Origin of the sequence: Prescottella agglutinans, from assembly GCF_004011865.1 — a bacterium.
Lineage (GTDB): Bacteria > Actinomycetota > Actinomycetes > Mycobacteriales > Mycobacteriaceae > Prescottella > Prescottella agglutinans.
This window is the reverse complement of the sequence record NZ_RKLP01000003.1, coordinates 311,380-330,588: the sequence shown is the minus strand read 5'-3', so window position 1 is coordinate 330,588 and position 19,209 is coordinate 311,380. Positions and strand designations below refer to the sequence as shown.

17 protein-coding genes are annotated in these 19,209 nt (G+C 67.0%); all 17 read right to left on the bottom strand.

All coding sequences use genetic code 11. From position 1 onward, the window contains the following. Positions 1-19: 19 nt before the first annotated feature. The 17 genes from rpoB to nusG all read right to left on the bottom strand — a co-directional run bounded on the left by rpoB (position 20) and on the right by nusG (position 19,198). On the bottom strand, positions 20-3,526 hold the full coding sequence (rpoB, locus tag EGT67_RS08490) for a DNA-directed RNA polymerase subunit beta (protein ID WP_127915616.1): 3,507 nt from the start codon (positions 3,524-3,526) through the stop codon (positions 20-22). Positions 3,527-3,931: 405 nt separating this feature from the next. Then, positions 3,932-4,615: a mammalian cell entry protein gene (locus EGT67_RS08485; RefSeq protein ID WP_241565940.1), complete on the bottom strand. Its 684-nt coding sequence runs from the start codon at positions 4,613-4,615 to the stop codon at positions 3,932-3,934. Between the two features lie 167 nt (positions 4,616-4,782). Continuing rightward, positions 4,783-5,412 carry a mammalian cell entry protein gene (locus tag EGT67_RS08480; RefSeq protein ID WP_127915614.1) on the bottom strand — a complete coding sequence of 210 codons (630 nt, stop codon included), beginning with the start codon at positions 5,410-5,412 and terminating at the stop codon, positions 4,783-4,785. Between the two features lie 40 nt (positions 5,413-5,452). Then, positions 5,453-6,703, bottom strand: a complete 1,251-nt coding sequence (locus tag EGT67_RS08475) for an MCE family protein (RefSeq protein ID WP_127915613.1) — start codon at positions 6,701-6,703, stop codon at positions 5,453-5,455. Next, entirely contained in the window at positions 6,703-7,905 is a 1,203-nt protein-coding gene (locus EGT67_RS08470) for an MCE family protein (RefSeq protein WP_206612328.1), read from the bottom strand. Before EGT67_RS08470 ends, EGT67_RS08475 begins: the two co-directional genes overlap by 1 nt. A gap of 38 nt (positions 7,906-7,943) precedes the next feature. Next, a complete protein-coding gene (locus EGT67_RS08465; protein ID WP_127915611.1) occupies positions 7,944-9,182 on the bottom strand; it encodes an MCE family protein in 1,239 nt (412 codons plus the stop codon). Then, entirely contained in the window at positions 9,182-10,177 is a 996-nt protein-coding gene (locus EGT67_RS08460; protein WP_127915610.1) for an MCE family protein, read from the bottom strand. The genes EGT67_RS08465 and EGT67_RS08460 overlap by 1 nt, the downstream gene beginning before the upstream one ends. Then, positions 10,174-11,238, bottom strand: a complete 1,065-nt coding sequence (locus EGT67_RS08455) for an MCE family protein (protein ID WP_127915717.1) — start codon at positions 11,236-11,238, stop codon at positions 10,174-10,176. The genes EGT67_RS08460 and EGT67_RS08455 overlap by 4 nt, the downstream gene beginning before the upstream one ends. A gap of 8 nt (positions 11,239-11,246) precedes the next feature. Then, entirely contained in the window at positions 11,247-12,584 is a 1,338-nt protein-coding gene (locus EGT67_RS08450; protein ID WP_127915609.1) for an MCE family protein, read from the bottom strand. Continuing rightward, positions 12,581-13,441 (bottom strand): MlaE family ABC transporter permease, encoded by an 861-nt coding sequence (locus tag EGT67_RS08445; protein ID WP_127915608.1) that lies wholly within the window; start codon positions 13,439-13,441, stop codon positions 12,581-12,583. The genes EGT67_RS08450 and EGT67_RS08445 overlap by 4 nt, the downstream gene beginning before the upstream one ends. Before the next feature lie 4 nt (positions 13,442-13,445). Then, entirely contained in the window at positions 13,446-14,240 is a 795-nt protein-coding gene (locus EGT67_RS08440; RefSeq protein ID WP_127915607.1) for an MlaE family ABC transporter permease, read from the bottom strand. A 10-nt stretch (positions 14,241-14,250) separates the two neighbouring features. After that, entirely contained in the window at positions 14,251-15,300 is a 1,050-nt protein-coding gene (locus EGT67_RS08435) for an ABC transporter ATP-binding protein (RefSeq protein ID WP_127915606.1), read from the bottom strand. A 253-nt stretch (positions 15,301-15,553) separates the two neighbouring features. After that, positions 15,554-15,940 carry a 50S ribosomal protein L7/L12 gene (rplL, locus tag EGT67_RS08430; RefSeq protein WP_127915605.1) on the bottom strand — a complete coding sequence of 129 codons (387 nt, stop codon included), beginning with the start codon at positions 15,938-15,940 and terminating at the stop codon, positions 15,554-15,556. 85 nt (positions 15,941-16,025) lie between these two features. After that, positions 16,026-16,580: a 50S ribosomal protein L10 gene (rplJ, locus tag EGT67_RS08425; protein ID WP_127915604.1), complete on the bottom strand. Its 555-nt coding sequence runs from the start codon at positions 16,578-16,580 to the stop codon at positions 16,026-16,028. Between the two features lie 499 nt (positions 16,581-17,079). After that, entirely contained in the window at positions 17,080-17,793 is a 714-nt protein-coding gene (rplA, locus tag EGT67_RS08420; RefSeq protein WP_127915603.1) for a 50S ribosomal protein L1, read from the bottom strand. Between the two features lie 92 nt (positions 17,794-17,885). Continuing rightward, complete coding sequence (gene rplK / locus EGT67_RS08415) at positions 17,886-18,320, bottom strand: 50S ribosomal protein L11 (protein ID WP_031937663.1); 435 nt, start codon at positions 18,318-18,320, stop codon at positions 17,886-17,888. 80 nt (positions 18,321-18,400) lie between these two features. Beyond that, on the bottom strand, positions 18,401-19,198 hold the full coding sequence (gene nusG / locus EGT67_RS08410) for a transcription termination/antitermination protein NusG (RefSeq protein ID WP_127915602.1): 798 nt from the start codon (positions 19,196-19,198) through the stop codon (positions 18,401-18,403). Positions 19,199-19,209 lie beyond the last annotated feature (11 nt).

Genomic DNA, 19,209 nt, shown 5'->3' with positions numbered 1-19,209 from the left:
GCAGCCCGGGGACCGAAAACTAGTTCGCGAGATCGTCCACGGTCGCGGCCTCGTTCCGGGACAGGTTGATGCCCAGGTTCGCGGCGGCACGCTCGAGGTCCTCGTCGTCGCCGTCCGCCATCGCGATGGCAGCGCCGTCCGAGGACAGCACCTCCACGTTGAGGCACAGCGACTGGAGCTCCTTGAGGAGCACCTTGAAGGACTCGGGGATGCCCGGCTCGGGGATGTTCTCGCCCTTGACGATGGCCTCGTACACCTTCACGCGGCCGACCACGTCGTCCGACTTGATGGTGAGCAGCTCCTGCAGGGTGTAGGCGGCGCCGTACGCCTGCATCGCCCAGCACTCCATCTCACCGAAGCGCTGGCCACCGAACTGGGCCTTACCGCCGAGCGGCTGCTGGGTGATCATCGAGTACGGACCGGTCGAACGCGCGTGGATCTTGTCGTCGACCAGGTGGTGCAGCTTGATGATGTACATGTAGCCGACCGACACCGGGTACGGGAACGGCTCGCCGGAGCGACCGTCGAACAGCGTCGCCTTGCCGTCCGACCCGACCATCTGCTCGCCGTCACGGTTCGGCAGCGTCGAACCGAGCAGACCGGTGAGCTCGTCCTCCTTGGCACCGTCGAACACCGGCGTCGCGATGTTCGAGTCGGCCGGCGCGGAGAGCATCTCCTCGGGCAGGTTCTGCGCCCACTCGGGACGCGTGCCGTCCGAGGCGATCTGCACGTTCCAGCCGGTCTTGCCGATCCAGCCGAGGTGCGTCTCGAGCACCTGGCCGATGTTCATACGACGCGGAACACCGTGGGTGTTCAGGATGATGTCGACAGGGGTGCCGTCGGGCAGGAACGGCATGTCCTCCTGCGGGAGGATCTTGCCGATGACGCCCTTGTTGCCGTGGCGGCCGGCGAGCTTGTCGCCGTCCTGGATCTTGCGCTTCTGGGCCACGTAGACGCGGACCAGCTCGTTGACGCCCGGAGGCAGATCGTCGTCGTCCTCGCGCGAGAACACGCGGATGCCGATGACCTTGCCGGACTCACCGTGCGGAACCTTGAGGGACGTGTCGCGAACCTCGCGGGCCTTCTCACCGAAGATCGCGCGCAGCAGGCGCTCCTCGGGGGTCAGCTCGGTCTCGCCCTTCGGGGTGACCTTGCCGACCAGGATGTCGCCGTCGCGGACCTCCGCACCGATGCGGACGATGCCGCGCTCGTCGAGATCGGCCAGCACCTCGTCGGAGACGTTCGGGATGTCCCGGGTGATCTCCTCGGCACCGAGCTTGGTGTCGCGGGCGTCGATCTCGTGCTCCTCGATGTGGATCGAGGTGAGCACGTCCTCCTCCACGAGGCGCTGCGACAGGATGATCGCGTCCTCGTAGTTGTGCCCCTCCCACGGCATGATCGCCACGAGCAGGTTCTTGCCGAGCGCCATTTCACCGTTCTCGGTGCAGGGGCCGTCGGCGAGGACCTGACCGGCCTCGACACGCTGGCCCTCGTCCACGATCGGACGCTGGTTGGCGCACGTGCCCTGGTTCGAGCGCGCGAACTTGCGCAGACGGTACGTCTTGCGGCTGGCGTCGTCGGCCATGACGGTGACGTAGTCGGAGGAGACCTCCTCGACGACACCGCTCTTCTCGGTGACGATGACGTCGCCTGCGTCGACCGCGGCACGCAGCTCCATGCCGGTACCGACCAGCGGGGACTCGCTGCGGACCAGCGGCACCGCCTGACGCTGCATGTTCGCGCCCATGAGGGCACGGTTGGCGTCGTCGTGCTCGAGGAACGGAATCATCGCGGTGGCGACGGAGACCATCTGCCGCGGCGAGACGTCCATGTAGTCGACGTCCGAGGACGAGACGAACTCGACCTCGCCGCCCTTACGGCGAACCAGGACGCGGTCCTCGGTGAAGTGACCGGCGGAGTCGACGGGCGAGTTGGCCTGCGCCACGACGTGGCGGTCCTCCTCGTCCGCGGTCAGGTAGTCGACCTGGTCGGTGACCTGGCCGTCGACGACCTTGCGGTACGGCGTCTCGATGAAGCCGAACGGGTTGACCCGCGCGTACACCGACAGCGAGCCGATCAGACCGATGTTCGGGCCTTCAGGGGTCTCGATGGGGCACATGCGGCCGTAGTGCGACGAGTGGACGTCTCGCACCTCGAGGCCGGCGCGCTCACGCGACAGACCACCCGGGCCGAGCGCCGACAGACGACGCTTGTGCGTCAGACCCGACAGCGGGTTGTTCTGGTCCATGAACTGCGACAGCTGGGAGGTTCCGAAGAACTCCTTGATCGCGGCGACGACCGGGCGGATGTTGATCAGGGTCTGCGGCGTGATCGCCTCGACGTCCTGAGTCGTCATGCGCTCGCGGACGACGCGCTCCATGCGGGACAGGCCCACGCGGATCTGGTTCTGGATGAGCTCGCCCACCGTGCGCAGACGACGGTTACCGAAGTGGTCGATGTCGTCGACCTCGACGGGGACCTCGACGCCTTCCGGCGCGGTCATCGTGGTGTCGCCGGCGTGCAGACGCACCAGGTACTCGATCGTGGCGACGATGTCTTCCTCGGTGAGGGTCGACGCCTCGACCGGCAGGCCGCTGTTCAGGCCCAGCTTCTTGTTGAGCTTGTAGCGGCCCACACGCGCGAGGTCGTAGCGCTTGTCCTTGAAGAACAGGTTCTCCAGGAGGGTCTGCGCGCTCTCCTTCGTCGGCGGCTCGCCCGGACGCAGCTTGCGGTAGATGTCGAGCAGCGCCTCGTCGGTGCCGGCGGTGTTGTCCTTCTCGAGCGTCGACATCATGATCTCGGAGAAGCCGAAGCGCTGGGTGATCTGCTCGGTGGTCCACCCCAGTGCCTTGAGCAGCACGGTGACCGGCTGGCGACGCTTGCGGTCGATGCGCACACCCACGGTGTCGCGCTTGTCGACGTCGAACTCGAGCCACGCACCACGGCCCGGGATGACCTTGACGCTGTGCAGGGTCTTCTCGGTGCTCTTGTCGATCGACTCGTCGAAGTAGACGCCCGGCGAGCGGACCAGCTGCGAGACGACGACACGCTCGGTGCCGTTGATGATGAACGTGCCCTTGTCGGTCATCATCGGGAAGTCACCCATGAAGACCGTCTGGCTCTTGATCTCACCGGTGTTGTTGTTGATGAACTCCGCGGTGACGAACAACGGCGCCGCGTAGGTCATGTCCTTGTCTTTGCACTCGTCGACCGAGGCCTTGACCTCGTCGAAGCGCGGGTCGGAGAAGGACAGGGACATCGACCCCGAGAAATCCTCGATCGGCGAGAGCTCGGCCAGGATCTCGTCGAGACCACCCTGGACCGCTCCGTCGAGACGCGCGGCTGCGCGCTCACGCCAGCCCTGCGAGCCGATCAACCATTCGAACGAATCAGTCTGTAGATCGAGGAGCCCTGGCACCTCGAGGGGCTCGCGAATCTTCGCGAACGAAACCCTCCTGGGGGCTCCGGGGATTCCGGCAACTGCCTTGGTCTGGCTAGAGACTGCCAAGATGCGTCCTTCCAGCACCTCACGCGGGCCGCTCTTGCTGGTGCGACCGCCGCTGTATCTGCTTCTTCATGTGGGGCGAATTCGCTGGTCACAACCCGAACGAAGCCTCGCCACAGGAGCAGGAAGCGGATCACTTCGCCGCAGTGAGGTCGAGAGGTGGACAGGAGGCAGCCAGCGCAACGTCCAAAAGTACACCCAAACTCAGTAGATGTCGAGTCGGGCAGCAGAAAGGACACCCCGAGTGGGTGCCGCACGCGGCAGACCGCGTGAATGTTCACGCATAGAGTGACGCGTGATCATCGCTGCGTCAAGCCTAGTCCCGGTGTTTCGACTCGAAGTGACCGTCGGGAGCACCGGGAGGATTCGGGACCGTGGGCGTCGGGCTACAGGAAAGGCGCTGACCGATCTGTTTCGAGCGCCCGACTACTGATCCGCAATGTCAGACAATAGCCACACGCCGTCCACTTTTTCCATCTGAACGATCAACGGACCCGACGCACTGTCCTGCGCGACGCCGTTCGCCTCGGCACTGACGGTCATGTTCACGATCAATTCGGCCCGATCACCGTCCAGGACCTTGACCCCCACGTCGCTCAACTCGACGGTGGTGCTCGTGCCGGACTGCTTGACCGCCGACACCGTCGGATCGACCGTCTTGTCGAACTCGGCCCGCATGTTCTCGGTCAGCACGCCCCGGGCCCGATCCGGGTACTGGTCGACGAAATCGGGGGCGTACGCGTACAGCGTGGTCAGCGCGGCGCGAGTCGCCTCCGTCACCTCCGACGTGGTCGCGATGTCGACGTACGCGGTGTTGCTCACCTGCGCTCCCGGCCGGAACGCCGCCACGGCCGCGAAGGCCGCCGCCACCACCGCCGCCGCACCCAGGACGGCGACGAGCCGCCAGCCGAGCCGGCCGCCGCGCCCGCCGGGCGCCTCCGGTTCCGCGGACGCGCCCTCGGCCCCGGTGTGCGCGACCGTGTCGGTCGCGACGGCGGGACGCGCCTCGGCTGCGGGGCTCTGCTCGGCGACCGCAGCCCGGGCCGCCGCCACCGTCTCGACCTCGGGCGCCTCAACGAGCGTCGAGTCGACCGGCGTCGAACTCGACACCGGACTCTCGTCGGTCCCGGGACGACCTGAGGTGCCGGCGATCTTGGGTCGACGCTGCGGCGTGTTCAACCTGGTGTTACGACGAATGGGAGGCACTGGAGAACTCCTTCCAGCGGGCAACGACACCGCAGGGGACGTCGACCCGGATCGGGCGGGGCAGGTGGGCGCTACTGGCCGCCGGTGTCGGGCGCGGGCGTCGCCGATCCGACCTTCGGATCCGCCGGCGGGGGCGGCGCGGGCGCCGGTGCGGGAGACTCGTCGAGCACCGCCGCGTTGCCCAGGTTCACGGACTTCGACGCGCGCCAGACGCCGTCGTCACCCTCGTCCATGGTCAGACGCATCGTCACCCGAACCTTGCGTGACGACTGGTCGGGCCACGTGGTCGTGGTGGCGAGGACGACGAGCGCATCGGCCGTGCCGTCGTCGGTGTTGAGCGCCGTCAGGGTCGCACCGAGCACCTCGGCGGCGCTGCGGGCCCCGGTCTGCTCCGTCTGCTGCGTGAGCTGGTCCTTCGTCGAGTTCAGGTCGTCGACGAGGCCGCCCGTGATCGACGACTCGATGTTCGCGAACGACTGCTCGAGGTTCTGCGCGTCGAACGAATTGAGGTTGATCGCCGCCTGGCGGGCGTCGGACAGCGCCGACTCGCGGGCCTCCGCCGCGGGCTTCTCCACGAATGCGGCCCTCGCCCATCCGACACCGAACCAGCCGGCCGCCACGACGGCTCCGACGAGGAGAACGACCACCGCGACGGTCGCCGCGACGAGGGTCTTGCTGTTCTTTGTCGTGGTGTCCGTCACACGGCAACCTTACTCTCGGGTAACGAATGCTCGCCGAACGCTACCGCACCGGCACGACGCCCATCAGGGTCGCGATTTGGGTGGCGATCGGGTTCAGATTCAACTTGTCGGGATCGGTCTTGGGGGTACTGTCCCACGGCTGCGGGGTCCGCGGATCGGCGTAGACGATGCGCTCCGCGCTGCGGACGCCGGTCGGGTTGCCCTGTTCGACCGCGCACCGCACTTTCGTGTTGAACGGGAAGTCGTCGACGGTGTCGTCGAAGTTCGGGTTCTGCGCCTTCATCTGCGCGAGGATCTCCTGCGTGCCCTCGTAGCCCTGCGTGCACGGCACCGGATTGTTGGTCTCGAGCACGAGCCCGAAATGGATGGTGCCGTCACCGGGCGCGACATCCGACGCACCGGCCGACAGCGCCGGCAGGAACTGGAACAGCGGCTGCAGCGCGATGGACCGCGGGGCGAGCGTGGTCAGCGTCGTGTCGATGTTCGTCAGATTCGCGGTCAGGGCCTCGCCGCTGTTCGCCACGACCTTGCCGACGGTGTCGCTGGCGTCCGTGCCGGTTCCGATCAGCCGTCGGACGTCGGGGTCGCTCGACTTCAGCTGCGCCGCCACCTGCGCGAGACCGTCGCTGAACGCGCGGATCGCACCGGACTGGTCGGCCTGGGTGTCGAACACCGTCCGGCCGTCGCTGATGAGCGCGAGCGTCTGCGGCAGCGCCTCGTTCGCGGTCGCCGTGAACCGGCCGAGCGAGTCGACCAGCACCTGCAGGTCCTCTCCCTTGCCGGTGAACGCGTTCCCCAACTCCACGACGGTGGTGTGCAGCGCATCGGTCGGCACCGACCGGGCGAGGCTGTCGACACTCCCGATCAGGTCCTCGACCGGGATCGGCGTCGCCGTGTTCGGTTCGGTGATCACCGAGCCGTCGGTGAGGTACGGCCCCTCGTCGGAGTCCGGCTGCAGGTCCACGTACTGCTCGCCGATCGCCGAGCGGTTGGCGACGACCGCCCGCGCCGACGCCGGGATCTGCGGGGCATCGTCGCTGATCATGAGCGCCACGGACACGCCGCTCTCGGTCAGCGTGAGGTCACCGACCCGCCCGACGGGCACTCCGCGGTAGGTCACCTCGGCGTTGGTGAAGATGCCGCCGGAGGTCGCGAGCTCCACGTCCACCTGGTACTCACCGAATCCCAGCAGCGTGTCCAGACGCACGTACTTGGCACCGACGTAGCTGATACCGAGCACGGCGACGACGATGAACGCCACCAACTGCCACCTGGCCAGACGCGAGACCATTACTCACCCACCCCCAGCTGCTTCAGGAACGCATCGAACGGGTTCTGCGGTGCGGACACCGGCGAGGTGCCGGGCGCCGGAACCGGATTGGGCACGATCGGCGGCAGCGGCAGCAGCGACACCGTCGGCCAACCCGGACGCGCGCCGTTGCCGTTGTAGTACGGGTTGTCCGGGTTGACCGGCACCGGTGGGCCGTACTTCGGCGGGTAGTACACCGGGTCGGGCTCACCGACACCGAGGTTCGACAGGACGTCACCGATCTGCAGGTCGATCGACAGGAACACGTTGGACATGCCGCCGTGGATCGAGGGGATGATCGAGTCCGGGAACGGGAACGTGGGCACGATCGGCGCGGACGTGATGATGTCCGGGGTGGCGTCCGCGAGCTGCTGCAGCGTCGGCCGCAGCGCCCGCAGGTCCGCGATCAGGTCGTCCTTCGACTCGTTGATGACGTCGGTGCCCACCTGGCCGAGCCGATCCACCTGGGCGAGCATCTGGACCAGCTGGGGACGCTGCTCGGCGAGGATGTTCACGCCCTCCGGGAGCTCGTCGAGGATCTTCTCGAGCTTGCCCGTCTGGTCACCGACCCGCGCACTCAGCGTGTCGAGGCCGTCCAGCGCACGGGTGATCGAGTCGCGCTGCTCGTCGAGACCCGCGATCAGGGTGTTCGCCTGCTCGAGGAGGCCGCGGACCTTCGTCTCCCGACCGTCGAGCGCCTTCTCGAGCTCCGAGACGATCGGCTGCAACTGCGCGACGCCGCCGCCGTTGAGCAGCAGCGACAGCGCGCCGAGCACCTGCTCGATGTCGGTGGCGTGCCGGGTGCGGTCCACGGGGATCGTGTCGCCGCTCGCCAGCCGGTCGGCTGACGGATTCGCGTCCGGCGCCGAGATCGCGATGAACTTCTCGCCCAGCAGATTCGACTGCTGCACCTCGGCGACCGCGTTGGCCGGCAGATCCACCGAACTGTTGAGCAGGGTGTCGACCTGCGCGGTCCAGCCGTCGTTCGCCACCTCGATGGTCTCGACCCGCCCCACCGGGACACCGTCGACCTTCACCGTCGACTGGGGCACCAGGTCGAGCACGTCGTCGAACTCGATCTTCACGTGCATCGGGTCCTTGCCGATGTCGGCGCCACCGGGCAGCGGGACCGAGTAGATCCCGCCCGAGGCGCATCCCGTCGCGGCCACCGCGAGCACGCACATTCCCGCGGCAACCGCCGCCGCCCTCGTCCGTACAGTCCTCACGGCGTGCCCCCCTGGGTTCCGCCCAACCGCGGCGACGGCGTGCCGGGCACCGTGCCCGGCACCGTGCCGCGCTGCTGGTTGTCGCCGCTGAGGATGCCGAGCGGCAGGTTCAGCGTCGGGGTCTTCACACCGGCGGTGAGCTGGTCGGTGACGACCTTGCAGTTGTCGATGAGCGGCTGCATCTGCCGCCCCAGCGCCTCGAACCGCGGATCGCCCGGCATCAGCTTCGCCACGTCGATGAGCTTGCAGCCCAGACCGAACGGGTCCTGCAGATCCGGCAGGTCGACGCGCATCTGCAGCGTGCCCGACTCGGCGTCGTGCGCGTTGACCAGATTGCTGATCGCCAGCGGAATCGTCACCAGCGCCTCCGCCAGCGCGTCCCGCTGGTCGGCGACGGTCTGGGTGACGGTGGTGAGCCCGTCGAGATTCTGCGCGAGCAGATCCCGGTTGTTCTCGACGAACCGGGCCACGTCGCCGAGCGCCAGCGACAGCTGGTTCAGTGCCAGCCCCAGGTTCTCCTTCTCCCCCGCCAGGAACCCGCTCAGGTCGGCCAGCTGGGTGTTGAACTGACGCACCTGCGCGTCGTTCGCGGCGAGCGCGCTGACGAACACCTGCAGGTTCTTCACGGTGTCGAAGATGTCGGCGCGGGAATCCGACAGCGTCCGCGCCGCCGCCGACAGCTGCGTGAACGTGTCGCCCAGCGCGTCGCCGTTGCCGTCGAGGTTCGCGGCCGCGGTGTCGACGAGGTCGGACAGCGCTCCGTCCTTGTTGGCGCCGTTCGGGCCCAGGGCCTCGGACAGCTCGGTGACGCTCGCGTACAGCTCGTCGACCTCGACCGGTGTGGCCGTCCGCGCCCGCGGGATGGTCGCGTCGCGGCCCATCTTCTCGCCGCCCGTGTAGGCCGGCGTGAGCTGGATGTAGCGGTCGGAGACGACCGACGGCGTGACCTGCGCGGCCTTGGCGTCGGCCGGGATGTCGACCCCGCGATCGACGGTCATCGTCACCTGCACCTGGTCGCCCTGCGGGACCACCGAATCGACCGTGCCGACCTTCACGCCGAGGACCCGCACGTCGGAGCCCTCGTAGATGCCCACCGACTTGTCGAAGTACGCGGTGATCCTGGTGGTGCCGGCGTTCTGGAACACCCACCACAGCACACCGGCCACCACGACCGCGAAGGCCGCGATCAGAGCCACCGGAATCCACCTGCGGGTGCCTGCCCGCGTCTCACTCATCAGTTACCCCCCAGGGTGCGGAAGGGCTCGCGGTATCCGGGGATGTCCGGCAGCCCGGGCGGGGTCAGGTTGGTCACGACGGTGTCGAACCATCGGCCGTTCCCGAGGACGTTGGCGTAGATCCGGTAGAACGGCGCCGCGTACTCGAGTGCCTTGCTCACGTTCTGCTGGTTTGCGTTCAGGATGTCGATGACGCCCTGCAACTGCGTGAGCGCCGGCGTGATCTGGGCCTCGTTGTCCGCCACCAGGCCCGTGAGCTCCCGTGACAGCGTCTGCGTGCTGGTGAGCAGCTGACCGATCGCCTGCTGGCGGGTGTTGAGTTCCGCCAGCAGCGTGCCGCCGTTCGCGAGGATCTTCTCGAACTGCTCGTTCCGGTCGGCGAGGATCTGCGACGTCTGCTTGGTCGCCTCGAACAGTTTTCCGAGTTCCTGGTCGCGCTTGGCGATCGTCTCCGACAGTCGGGTGACGCCGTCGAGCGAGCCGCGGATCTCGTCGGGAGTCCCGGCGAACGCCTGCGACAGCACCTCGAAGCTCGATGCCAACTGCGTCGAGTCGATCTCCTCGAGCGTCGTCGCCGCGTCGCCGAACGCGTCGATGACGTCGTACGGCGAGGTGGTCCGCTCGAGCGGGATCGGCGTCCCCGGGTCGAGCACCTCGGTGCCGCGCGGGTCGAGGGCCAGGTACTTCTGCCCCAGGATCGTCTTGATCTGGATCGACGCCGTGCTCTGGTCGCCCACCCACGCGTCCTTGGTCTGGAACGTCACCAGCACGCGGTCACCGGCCAGGTCGATGTCGGTGACCTTGCCGATCTTCACCCCGGCCACGCGCACCTCGTTGCCCGGCTTGAGGCCCGCGGCCTCCGAGAACTCGGCGGTGTACCGGTTGGCGGCGCCGACGATCGGCAGGCTGTCGAGGAAGAACGCCGACATGGTCGCGAGCAGGATCACCAGGATGCCGAGGCCGCCGGTGACCGCCGGATTGCGCTTCTTCGTCATCGGGCACCGTCCGCGTAGCAGCGGGGAGCCGCGTTGGTGTAGATCGGCTGGTTGACCGTCGGCAGGTTCGACGGGAGGTTGAGCTGCGGCGCCGTTCCCGGCCCGGCGACGATGTCGATGCCGCACAGGTAGAACTGAAACCACGACCCGTAGCTACCGGCGCGGCCGAGCTTCTCCATCTTCACCGGCAGGTTCGCCAGCACCTGGTTCACATCGTCGGATCGCTCGTTGACGTGCCCGGCCAGCGCGTTGAGGCCCGCGATCGAGCCCTGGATCGACGGCCGGGTCGGCACCAGCAGATCGGCGGTCGCGCTGGTCAGTTCCGACAGCGACTGCACCGACTGGCCGATCACGCCGCGGTCGGCGTTGAGCCCGCTCACCAGGCGCTCGGTGTTCACGATCAGCTGGTCGACCTGCTCGTCGCGCTGGTTGACGGTGTCGAGCACCTTGTTCAGGTTGGTGATCAGGTCGCCGATCACCTTGTCCTTGTCGGCGATCGTGTTGGTCAGGGACGCGGTGTTCGCCACGAGCTCCTCGATGGTTCCGCCCTCCCCCTGGAAGACCTGGATGATCTGGTACGACAGCTTGTTGACGTCGTCGGCGCTCAGCGTCTGGAACAGCGGCCGGAAGCCGTTGAACAGGGTCGTGAGGTTCACGGCCGGCTTGGTCCGGTCGAGCGGGATGGTCTCGCCCGCGTTCATCTTGTAGCCCTGCTGCCCGGTGCCCTGCTCGAGCGCGATGTACCGCTGCCCCACCAGGTTGCGGAACCGGATCGTCGCCGTCGTGCTGGCGGGCAGCCAGTCCCGGTCGGTGAGCGCGAACTCGACCTGCGCTTCCCGATCGTCGACGATCTCGATCTTGGTCACCTGGCCGACGCGGACACCGGCGATGCGGATCTCGTCGCCCTTGTTGAGCGACGTGACATCGGTGAACCGGGCGTTGAACTTCGTTCCCCCCGTGGAACTGGTGTTCGCGATCGTCAGGGCGAGAAAGCCCGTCGCGACGATCGTGACCACCGCGAAGATCAGCAGTTTGGTGAGCGGGGCAGCCACCCCTCGCAGCTGTCGCTTCACTTGATGCTCACCTCTTTGCCACGAAGTGCCGGGGCGCCGATCCTGGTCGTCCAGGACGGCACGTCCTCGGGGGCGGTGCCGGTCGCCTCGCCGTACACGACGGCGAGGGTGTCGCGCTCGAGCTGCGAGCCCGCGTACGACCCCGGCTCGGTGGCCGCCGGCAGTACCGAGTACTGCGGGGTGGGGACGTCCGGAATGTTCTGGTCACCGGCGTTGCGTGTCGGGACCTGGTACGAGCCGTCGTGGATCGAACCGCCCGGGTACTGGCCGATGTCGGTGCCCAGCGGCGGCGCGTCGTAGCAGCGCGGGCCGCGGGTGTCGATCAGTCGCGGCTCGTCCTGGTTGGGCAGGTAGCGGCCGCGCGGATTGACGAGTTCGATCGTCGCCCGCGCGCCGGGCAGTTCGGAGCCCTCACCGGTGATCGCACCGGACCGCTCCATCACGTCCGCGAAGTTGGCGAACGTGCAGCCGAACGTCCCGGAGAACCGCGCCAGGATCTCGAGCGCCTCCCGCGAGTCCGCCGCGATCGAGATGAGCGAGTCGCGGTTGGTGGTCAGCAGGTCCGCGGTGCTCGACCCGGTCGAGGTCACGGACGCCATGAGCGCGTCGATGGACGGGCGTTCCTGGACGATCGTCGCGTTGGTGGTGCGCAGGTTGTCGAACGCGTCGATCAACTGCGGCGCGGCGTCGGAGTACGTCTGGGTGAACGTGGCGAAACTCTGGAGCCCCGCGGTCAGGTCGGGCATCCGGCTGTTGACGCCGGCGAAGATCGTGTCGAGCTGGTCGAGCGTGACCCCGAGTTGCTCGCCGCGCCCGTCGAGCGCCTGCGACAGCGCGCCGAGCGTCGACGCCAGGCTCTCCGGCGGGATGGCCTGGAGCAGCGGCAGCAGCCCGTCGAGCATCCTGCCGAGCTCGACGGCGTTGCCGCTCTCGTCCTGGTAGATGGTGCCGCCGCCCTCGATCGGGTTCGGGCTCGGGTTCTCGGGGATCACCAGGTCGACATACCGCTCACCGAACAGCGTCTTCGGGAGCAGGCGGGCGGTCGCGTTCGACGGGATCAGCTCGGCCTTGTCCGGGTCGATCGCCATCACCGACGTGACCTTGCCGTTCTCGGTCGACGCGCCCCGCACCTCGCCGACGATCAGACCGCGAACCTTGACGTCCGCGTTGCGCGGCAGCGCGTTGCCGACGGTGTCGGTCACGAGATCGACCTTGACCACCGGCTTGAACGTCTTGTTGTAGCTGGCGATCGTGCCGCCCACGAACAGGGCCAGCACCAGGAAGAACGCGACTCCCAGGATGCGGCGACGCAGCTTCGACGGTGTCTCGATCATCCGGCCACCCGCACCGTGGTCGTCGTGCCCCAGATCGCGAGGCTCAGGAAGAAGTCTAGGACGGCGATGGTGACGATGGCGGTGCGCACGGCGTGGCCGACGGCGACGCCGACGCCGGCCGGGCCGCCCCGGGCGTGGAACCCGTAGTAGCAGTGGATGAGGATCAGGACGAACGCGAACACCAGCACCTTGCCGAAGGACCACAACACGTCCTCGGGCGGCAGGAACAGGTTGAAGTAGTGGTCGTACGAACCAGTGGACTGTCCGTTGAACACCGTGCTCACGACACGCGACGCGAGGTACGCGGCGAGCAGGCCGACGATGTACAGCGGGATCACCGCGACGAAGCCGGCGATCATCCGGGTCGTGACGAGGAACGGCACGCTGGGCACCGCCATCACCTCGAGCGCGTCGATCTCCTCCGAGATCCGCATCGCACCCAGTTGGGCGGTGAAACCACAGCCGACCGTGGCGGACAGCGCGAGCGCCGCGACGACCGGCGCGATCTCACGCGTGTTGACGTACGCCGACAAGAAGCCGGTCAGCACGGAGCTGCCGATCTGATCGAGGGCCGCGAAGCCCTGCAGACCGACGACGACGCCGGTGAAGCCGGACATCATCACGATGACGCCGATGGTGCCGCCGATCACCGCGAGCGCACCGCTGCCGAAGGTCACCTCGGCGAGCAGCCGCAGCATCTCCTTGCGGTAGCGACGCAGCGTCCGCGGCGTCCACGCGATGGCGCGCGAGTAGAACGACATCTGCTCGCCGGCGTTGTCGAGCACGTCGAGCGGCTTGCGCGCCCAGCGCCGCGCCCGGATCAGTACGTAGTCGCCGCGACCCCGCGCGATCGTCATCGACTCATGCTCCCTTCGCCGGGACGATCTGCAGGTACACGGTGGTCAGGATCAGGTTCGCGAAGAACAACACCAGGAACGTGATGACGACGGCCTGGTTCACCGCCTCACCGACGCCCTTGGGTCCGCCCTTGGGCGTGAGCCCCTTGTAGGCGGCGATGACACCCGCGATGACACCGAAGATCGCGGCCTTGAGCTCGGCGATGTACAGGTCCGGCAGCTGCGCGAGCGCCGAGAACGACGCGAGGTAGGCGCCGGGGGTGCCGCCCTGGAGGATGACGTTGAAGAAGTAGCCACCCGCGATGCCGACGACCGAGACCAGCCCGTTGAGCAACACCGCGACCAGCACCATCGCGAGAACCCGCGGCACGACCAGGCGCTGGATCGGATTGATGCCGAGCACCTCCATCGCGTCGATCTCCTCGCGGATCGTCCGCGAACCGAGGTCGGCGGTGACCGCCGAACCCGCTGCGCCGGCGATCAGCAGAGCGGTCACGATCGGACTGCCCTGCTGGATCACGGCGAGAACACTGGCGGCGCCCGTGAACGCTTCGGCACCCAACTGCTTGATCAGCGACCCGGTCTGCAACGACACGACCGCACCGAACGGAATCGCGACGAGCGCGGTCGGCAGGATCGTCACGCTCGCGATGAACCACGCCTGTTCGATGAACTCCTTGAACTGGAACGGCCGCTTGAACGTGTTGCGAACGACGTCGACGAACAGTTGGACGATGTTGCCGGCCTGGGTCAACGCCCCGGTGACCGGCTTCATCATCGAAGTACGCGCGCCCCCCATACGCAGTCCCCTAACCGCGCCCGAACGTGGACTGTCCGAGTCCTCCGTCGTCGTACGTGGGAATCACCTGGGTCGCGTCGGCGTCTTCCATGCTCGCAAGGATGCTCTGCTGCGCCTCGTACGGCAGCGTGTGCAGGATCTGGCGGACGCGGGCCTGGCGGCGCGCGACCGCCTGGCGGAACGGCAGCCCCGGCGTGGCCTGCATCTGCGGCACCACGCCGTAGACGTCGTCGGTGCCGCCGTGGTGATGGCCGGCGTCGACGAGCGCCTGCTCGTGCGCCATCTGAGCCTCGTCCTTCTCCTCCGACATGCCGATCGGGCCGATCTTGGAGCCGTTGAGGAACTGGTGCACGACGGGCTCGTCGCTGGTGAGCAGCACCTCGCGCGGGCCGAACATGACGAGCTGCTTGCGGAACAGCATGCCCAGGTTGTCGGGCACGGTGCGGGCCAGGTTGATGTTGTGCGTGACGATCAGGATCGTTGCGTCGATCTGCGCGTTGATGTCGATCAGCAACTGGCTGAGGTACGTCGTGCGGACGGGGTCGAGACCCGAGTCCGGCTCGTCGACGAGGATGATCTGGGGATCGAGCACCAGCGCACGAGCCAGTCCGGCGCGCTTGCGCATACCGCCGGAGATCTCGCCGGGAAGCTTGCCCTCGGCCCCGACCAGGCCGTTGAGCTCGAGCTTCTCCATGACGATCTTGCGGATCTCGGACTCGGACTTCTTGGTGTGCTCGCGCAGCGGGAAGGCGACGTTGTCGTACAGGTTCATCGATCCGAACAGCGCGCCGTCCTGGAACAGGACACCGAACAGCTTCCGGATCTCGTACAGCTCGCGCGAGGAGCACTGAAGGATGTCGGTGCCGTCGATGACGATCGACCCCTCCTCGGGCCGCAGCAGACCGATCAGAGACTTGAGGAACACCGACTTACCGGTACCGGACGGGCCCAGCAGCGCGCTGACCTCTCCGGCCGGCAGCGTGAGCGTCACGTCCTGCCAGATCTTCTGAGAGCCGAAAGACTTCGTGAGTCCCTCGACCGCTACCTCGACTCCCACCATTACCTCCTGCGTCAGGCACGTCCCCCCACTGTGGGCCCACATGTGGGTTGCGTCACTCTATCGCATCGAAGTGTTATCCGTGACACCACATCTTACTTATGAGTAAGTAAGGCGCAACCCGACAGTCACGACGACCCGGGCACCCGCCCCCGACGCGCACCGTGCACGCGTCGCGACGACGAAAAGGGCCGCCCCCGAACCGGGGACGACCCTTTCCTCGATGCTTCGTCAGGAAGCAGCGCAGATAATCGTCTTACTTGACGGTGATCTTCGCGCCGGCAGCCTCGAGCTTCTCCTTGGCAGCGTCAGCCGCGTCCTTGGCGACCTTCTCCAGGATCGGCTTCGGAGCACCCTCGACGAGGTCCTTGGCTTCCTTCAGGCCCAGGCCGGAGACGACCTCACGGACGACCTTGATGACCTGGATCTTCTTGTCGCCAGCCGACTCGAGGATGACGTCGAACTCGTCCTGCTCCTCAGCAGCCTCGGCAGCGGCAGCCGGAGCGCCGGCAGCGGCAACGGCGACCGGAGCAGCAGCGGTGACCTCGAAGGTCTCCTCGAACGCCTTCACGAACTCCGAGAGCTCGAGCAGGGTCAGCTCCTTGAACTGGTCCAGCAACTCTTCGGTGGTGAGCTTCGCCATGGTGGCGGTCCTTCCTCTAAAGTCCTGTGTCGCCGATCCGCGACCGGACAGGTGGTGATGGTTGTGATGCGCAGGTGCGGATCAGCTATTCGGCAGCGGCGTCGGCGGGAGCCTCGGCCCCACCCTCCGCAGCCTTCTTCTCCTGCAGTGCAGCGGCCAGGCGGGCCATCTGCGAAGCGGGAGCGTTGAACAGGCCAGCGGCCTTTGCCAAGTTGCCCTTCATAGCGCCGGCGAGCTTGGCCAACAGGATCTCGCGGGACTCGAGGTCCGCGATCTGGTTGACCTGATCCACGGACAGCGCAGCGCCGTCCATGTAGCCGCCCTTGATGACGAGCGCCTTGTTGTCCTTCGCGAAAGCCTTCAGGGCCTTCGCAGCGTCGACCGGCTCGCCCTTGATGAATGCAATGGCGGTCGGTCCGACGAACAGGTCGTCAAGACCCTCGACGCCCGCTTCAGCAGCGGCGCGCTTGACCAGGGTGTTCTTGGCGACGGAGTAGGTGGCACCCTCTCCGAGTGCGCGTCGCAGGTTCGTCAGGCTCGTAACCGACAGACCACGGTATTCCGTGATCACGGCGGCGGACGAGTCCTTGAACTGCTCGGTGATCTCTGCAACTGCAGAAACCTTCTCAGGCTTTGCCATACTTCGCCTCCTCTCGTGACAGTCGTTGTTCCACTTCGGGCCGTGACATGCAAAACGCCCCGGTGCAGGGCACACGGGGCGTACACGAGGAGATCCATCCCCCGGTCGAAACCGGGCGCAGACAAACATCCCCCACCTCGTCCTCCTGCGTGGGCCGCCGGGCAATCCCGGACCTTCAACCGATTCCATTGCTGGGCACGGTGACCAACGGTCTTGGGTAGAACAGTTTTCGGGGCGGAATTCGCATCGAGCACCGAACTCCATCGAGCAGCGTAGCGGAGTTGCGACGCGGACACCAAACGGCAGGCGCCCTGTCGACACCACTTGTGCGCCACTTCACACCCGCTGCGACATGCGATGCATCACCCATGATGATCACCACGATGAAGACCGCGGTCCTGCAAGGCGAGGACCAGGCGCGTCCGAGAACGCCGAAGGCCGGCACAGAGGAGTCTCTGCGCCGGCCTTCGGTGTCGATCAGGTCGCGAGGTGTCGCGACTTACTCGCCGTCCTCGAGGAGGTTGCGGGTACGGTTCGGGTCCACCGGGATGCCCGGTCCGGTGGTGGTCGAAACCGTGACCTTCTTGACGTAGCGGCCCTTCGCCGACGACGGCTTGGCACGCAGGATCTCGTCCAGCGCCGCGCCGTAGTTCTCGACCAGCTTGGCCTCGTCGAACGACGCCTTGCCGATCACGAAGTGCAGGTTGGCCTGCTTGTCGACGCGGAAATTGATCTTGCCGCCCTTGATGTCGGCGACAGCCTTCGCGACGTCCGGCGTAACGGTGCCGGTCTTCGGGTTCGGCATGAGGCCACGCGGTCCGAGGACGCGGGCGATGCGGCCGACCTTGGCCATCTGGTCCGGGGTGGCGATCGCGGCGTCGAAGTCGGTCCAACCGCCCTGGATGCGCTCGATCAGGTCCTCGGAGCCCACGGCGTCCGCGCCGGCGGCCTCGGCCTCGGCGGCCTTCTCGCCGACGGCGAACACGACGACGCGCGCGGTCTTACCGGTGCCGTGCGGCAGGTTGACCGTGCCACGAACCATCTGGTCCGCCTTGCGGGGGTCGACGCCGAGACGGACGGCAACCTCGACGGTCGCATCCATCTTGGCCGACGAGGTCTCCTTGGCCAGCTTCGCAGCCTGCAGGGGGCTGTAGAGCTTGTCCGCGTCGATCTTCTCAGCGGCGGCGAGGTATGCCTTGCTGCGCTTTGCCATTTCTTCTGTCCTTACTTCTCACCCTGGGCCTCGACCCGGGCGAATGGTTCAGTTGTGGTTGCGGGCCTGGCCGGCCCTCCCACGGTGGAGGATTAACCCTCGACGGTGATACCCATCGAGCGCGCGGTGCCGGCGATGATCTTCGCGGCCGCGTCGATGTCGTTCGCGTTGAGGTCTTCCTGCTTGGTCTTCGCGATCTCGCGCACCTGATCCATGGTCACGGTCGCGACCTTGGTCTTGTGCGGCTCGCCGGAGCCCTTCTGCACACCAGCAGCCTTGAGCAGCAGCTTGGCGGCCGGCGGGGTCTTCAGCTTGAAGTCGAAGGTCCGGTCTTCGTAGACGGAGATCTCGACAGGGATCACGTTGCCGCGCTGGGACTCAGTCGCCGCGTTGTAAGCCTTGCAGAACTCCATGATGTTCACGCCGTGCTGACCGAGCGCGGGACCCACGGGCGGGGCAGGGTTGGCCTGACCAGCCTGGATCTGAAGCTTGATCAGCCCTGCGAGCTTCTTCTTCTTGGGGGGCATCTTCGTTCCTTGTTCTTACTGGGTGTGTTTCTTGCGTACTGCGTGCAAGTGTGTGGGTCCCGGAGCGTCTCGGGACGGTGCTAGATCTTCGAGACCTGGTTGAAGGACAGCTCCACCGGGGTCTCACGACCGAAGATCGAGACGAGGACCTTGAGCTTCTGCTGCTCGGCGTTGACCTCGCTGATGCTCGCCGGGAGGGTCGCGAACGGACCGTCCATGACGGTGACCGACTCGCCGACCTCGAAGTCGACCTCGATGACCGGCTTCGCGACGCTGGGGGCGGTGACCTCGCCGCCGGCGGCGGCAGCGGCCGCGGCGGGCTTCTTCTGCCCCTGCTGCGGCATGAGGAACTTGACGACCTCGTTCAGCGTGAGCGGCGACGGACGCGACGTGGCGCCGACGAAACCGGTGACGCCGGGGGTGTTGCGGACCGCGCCCCACGACTCGTCGTTCAGTTCCATGCGGACGAGGATGTAGCCCGGCAGGATCTTGCGATTGACCTGCTTGCGCTGGCCGTTCTTGATCTCGGTGACCTCTTCGGTGGGAACCTCCACCTGGAAGATGTAGTCACCGACGTCGAGGTTCTGGACGCGGGTCTCGAGGTTGGCCTTCACCTTGTTCTCGTAACCGGCGTACGAGTGGATGACATACCAGTCGCCGGGCGCGCGACGCAGCGCCGCCTTGAACTCGGCAACGGGATCGACTGCTTCCTCGGGAGCCTGCTCCGCCACGGCACCGTCCTCGACCTGCTCGTCGGCAGAGTCGTCCTCGACCGTCTCGTCGACAGACACGACGTTCTCGGTGTCTTCGGTTACCGCCTCGGCCGAAACGCGCTCCTCGGCCAGAGCCTCGTCAGAGTCGTTCTCGGGGGTGCTCACTGGAGGCACTC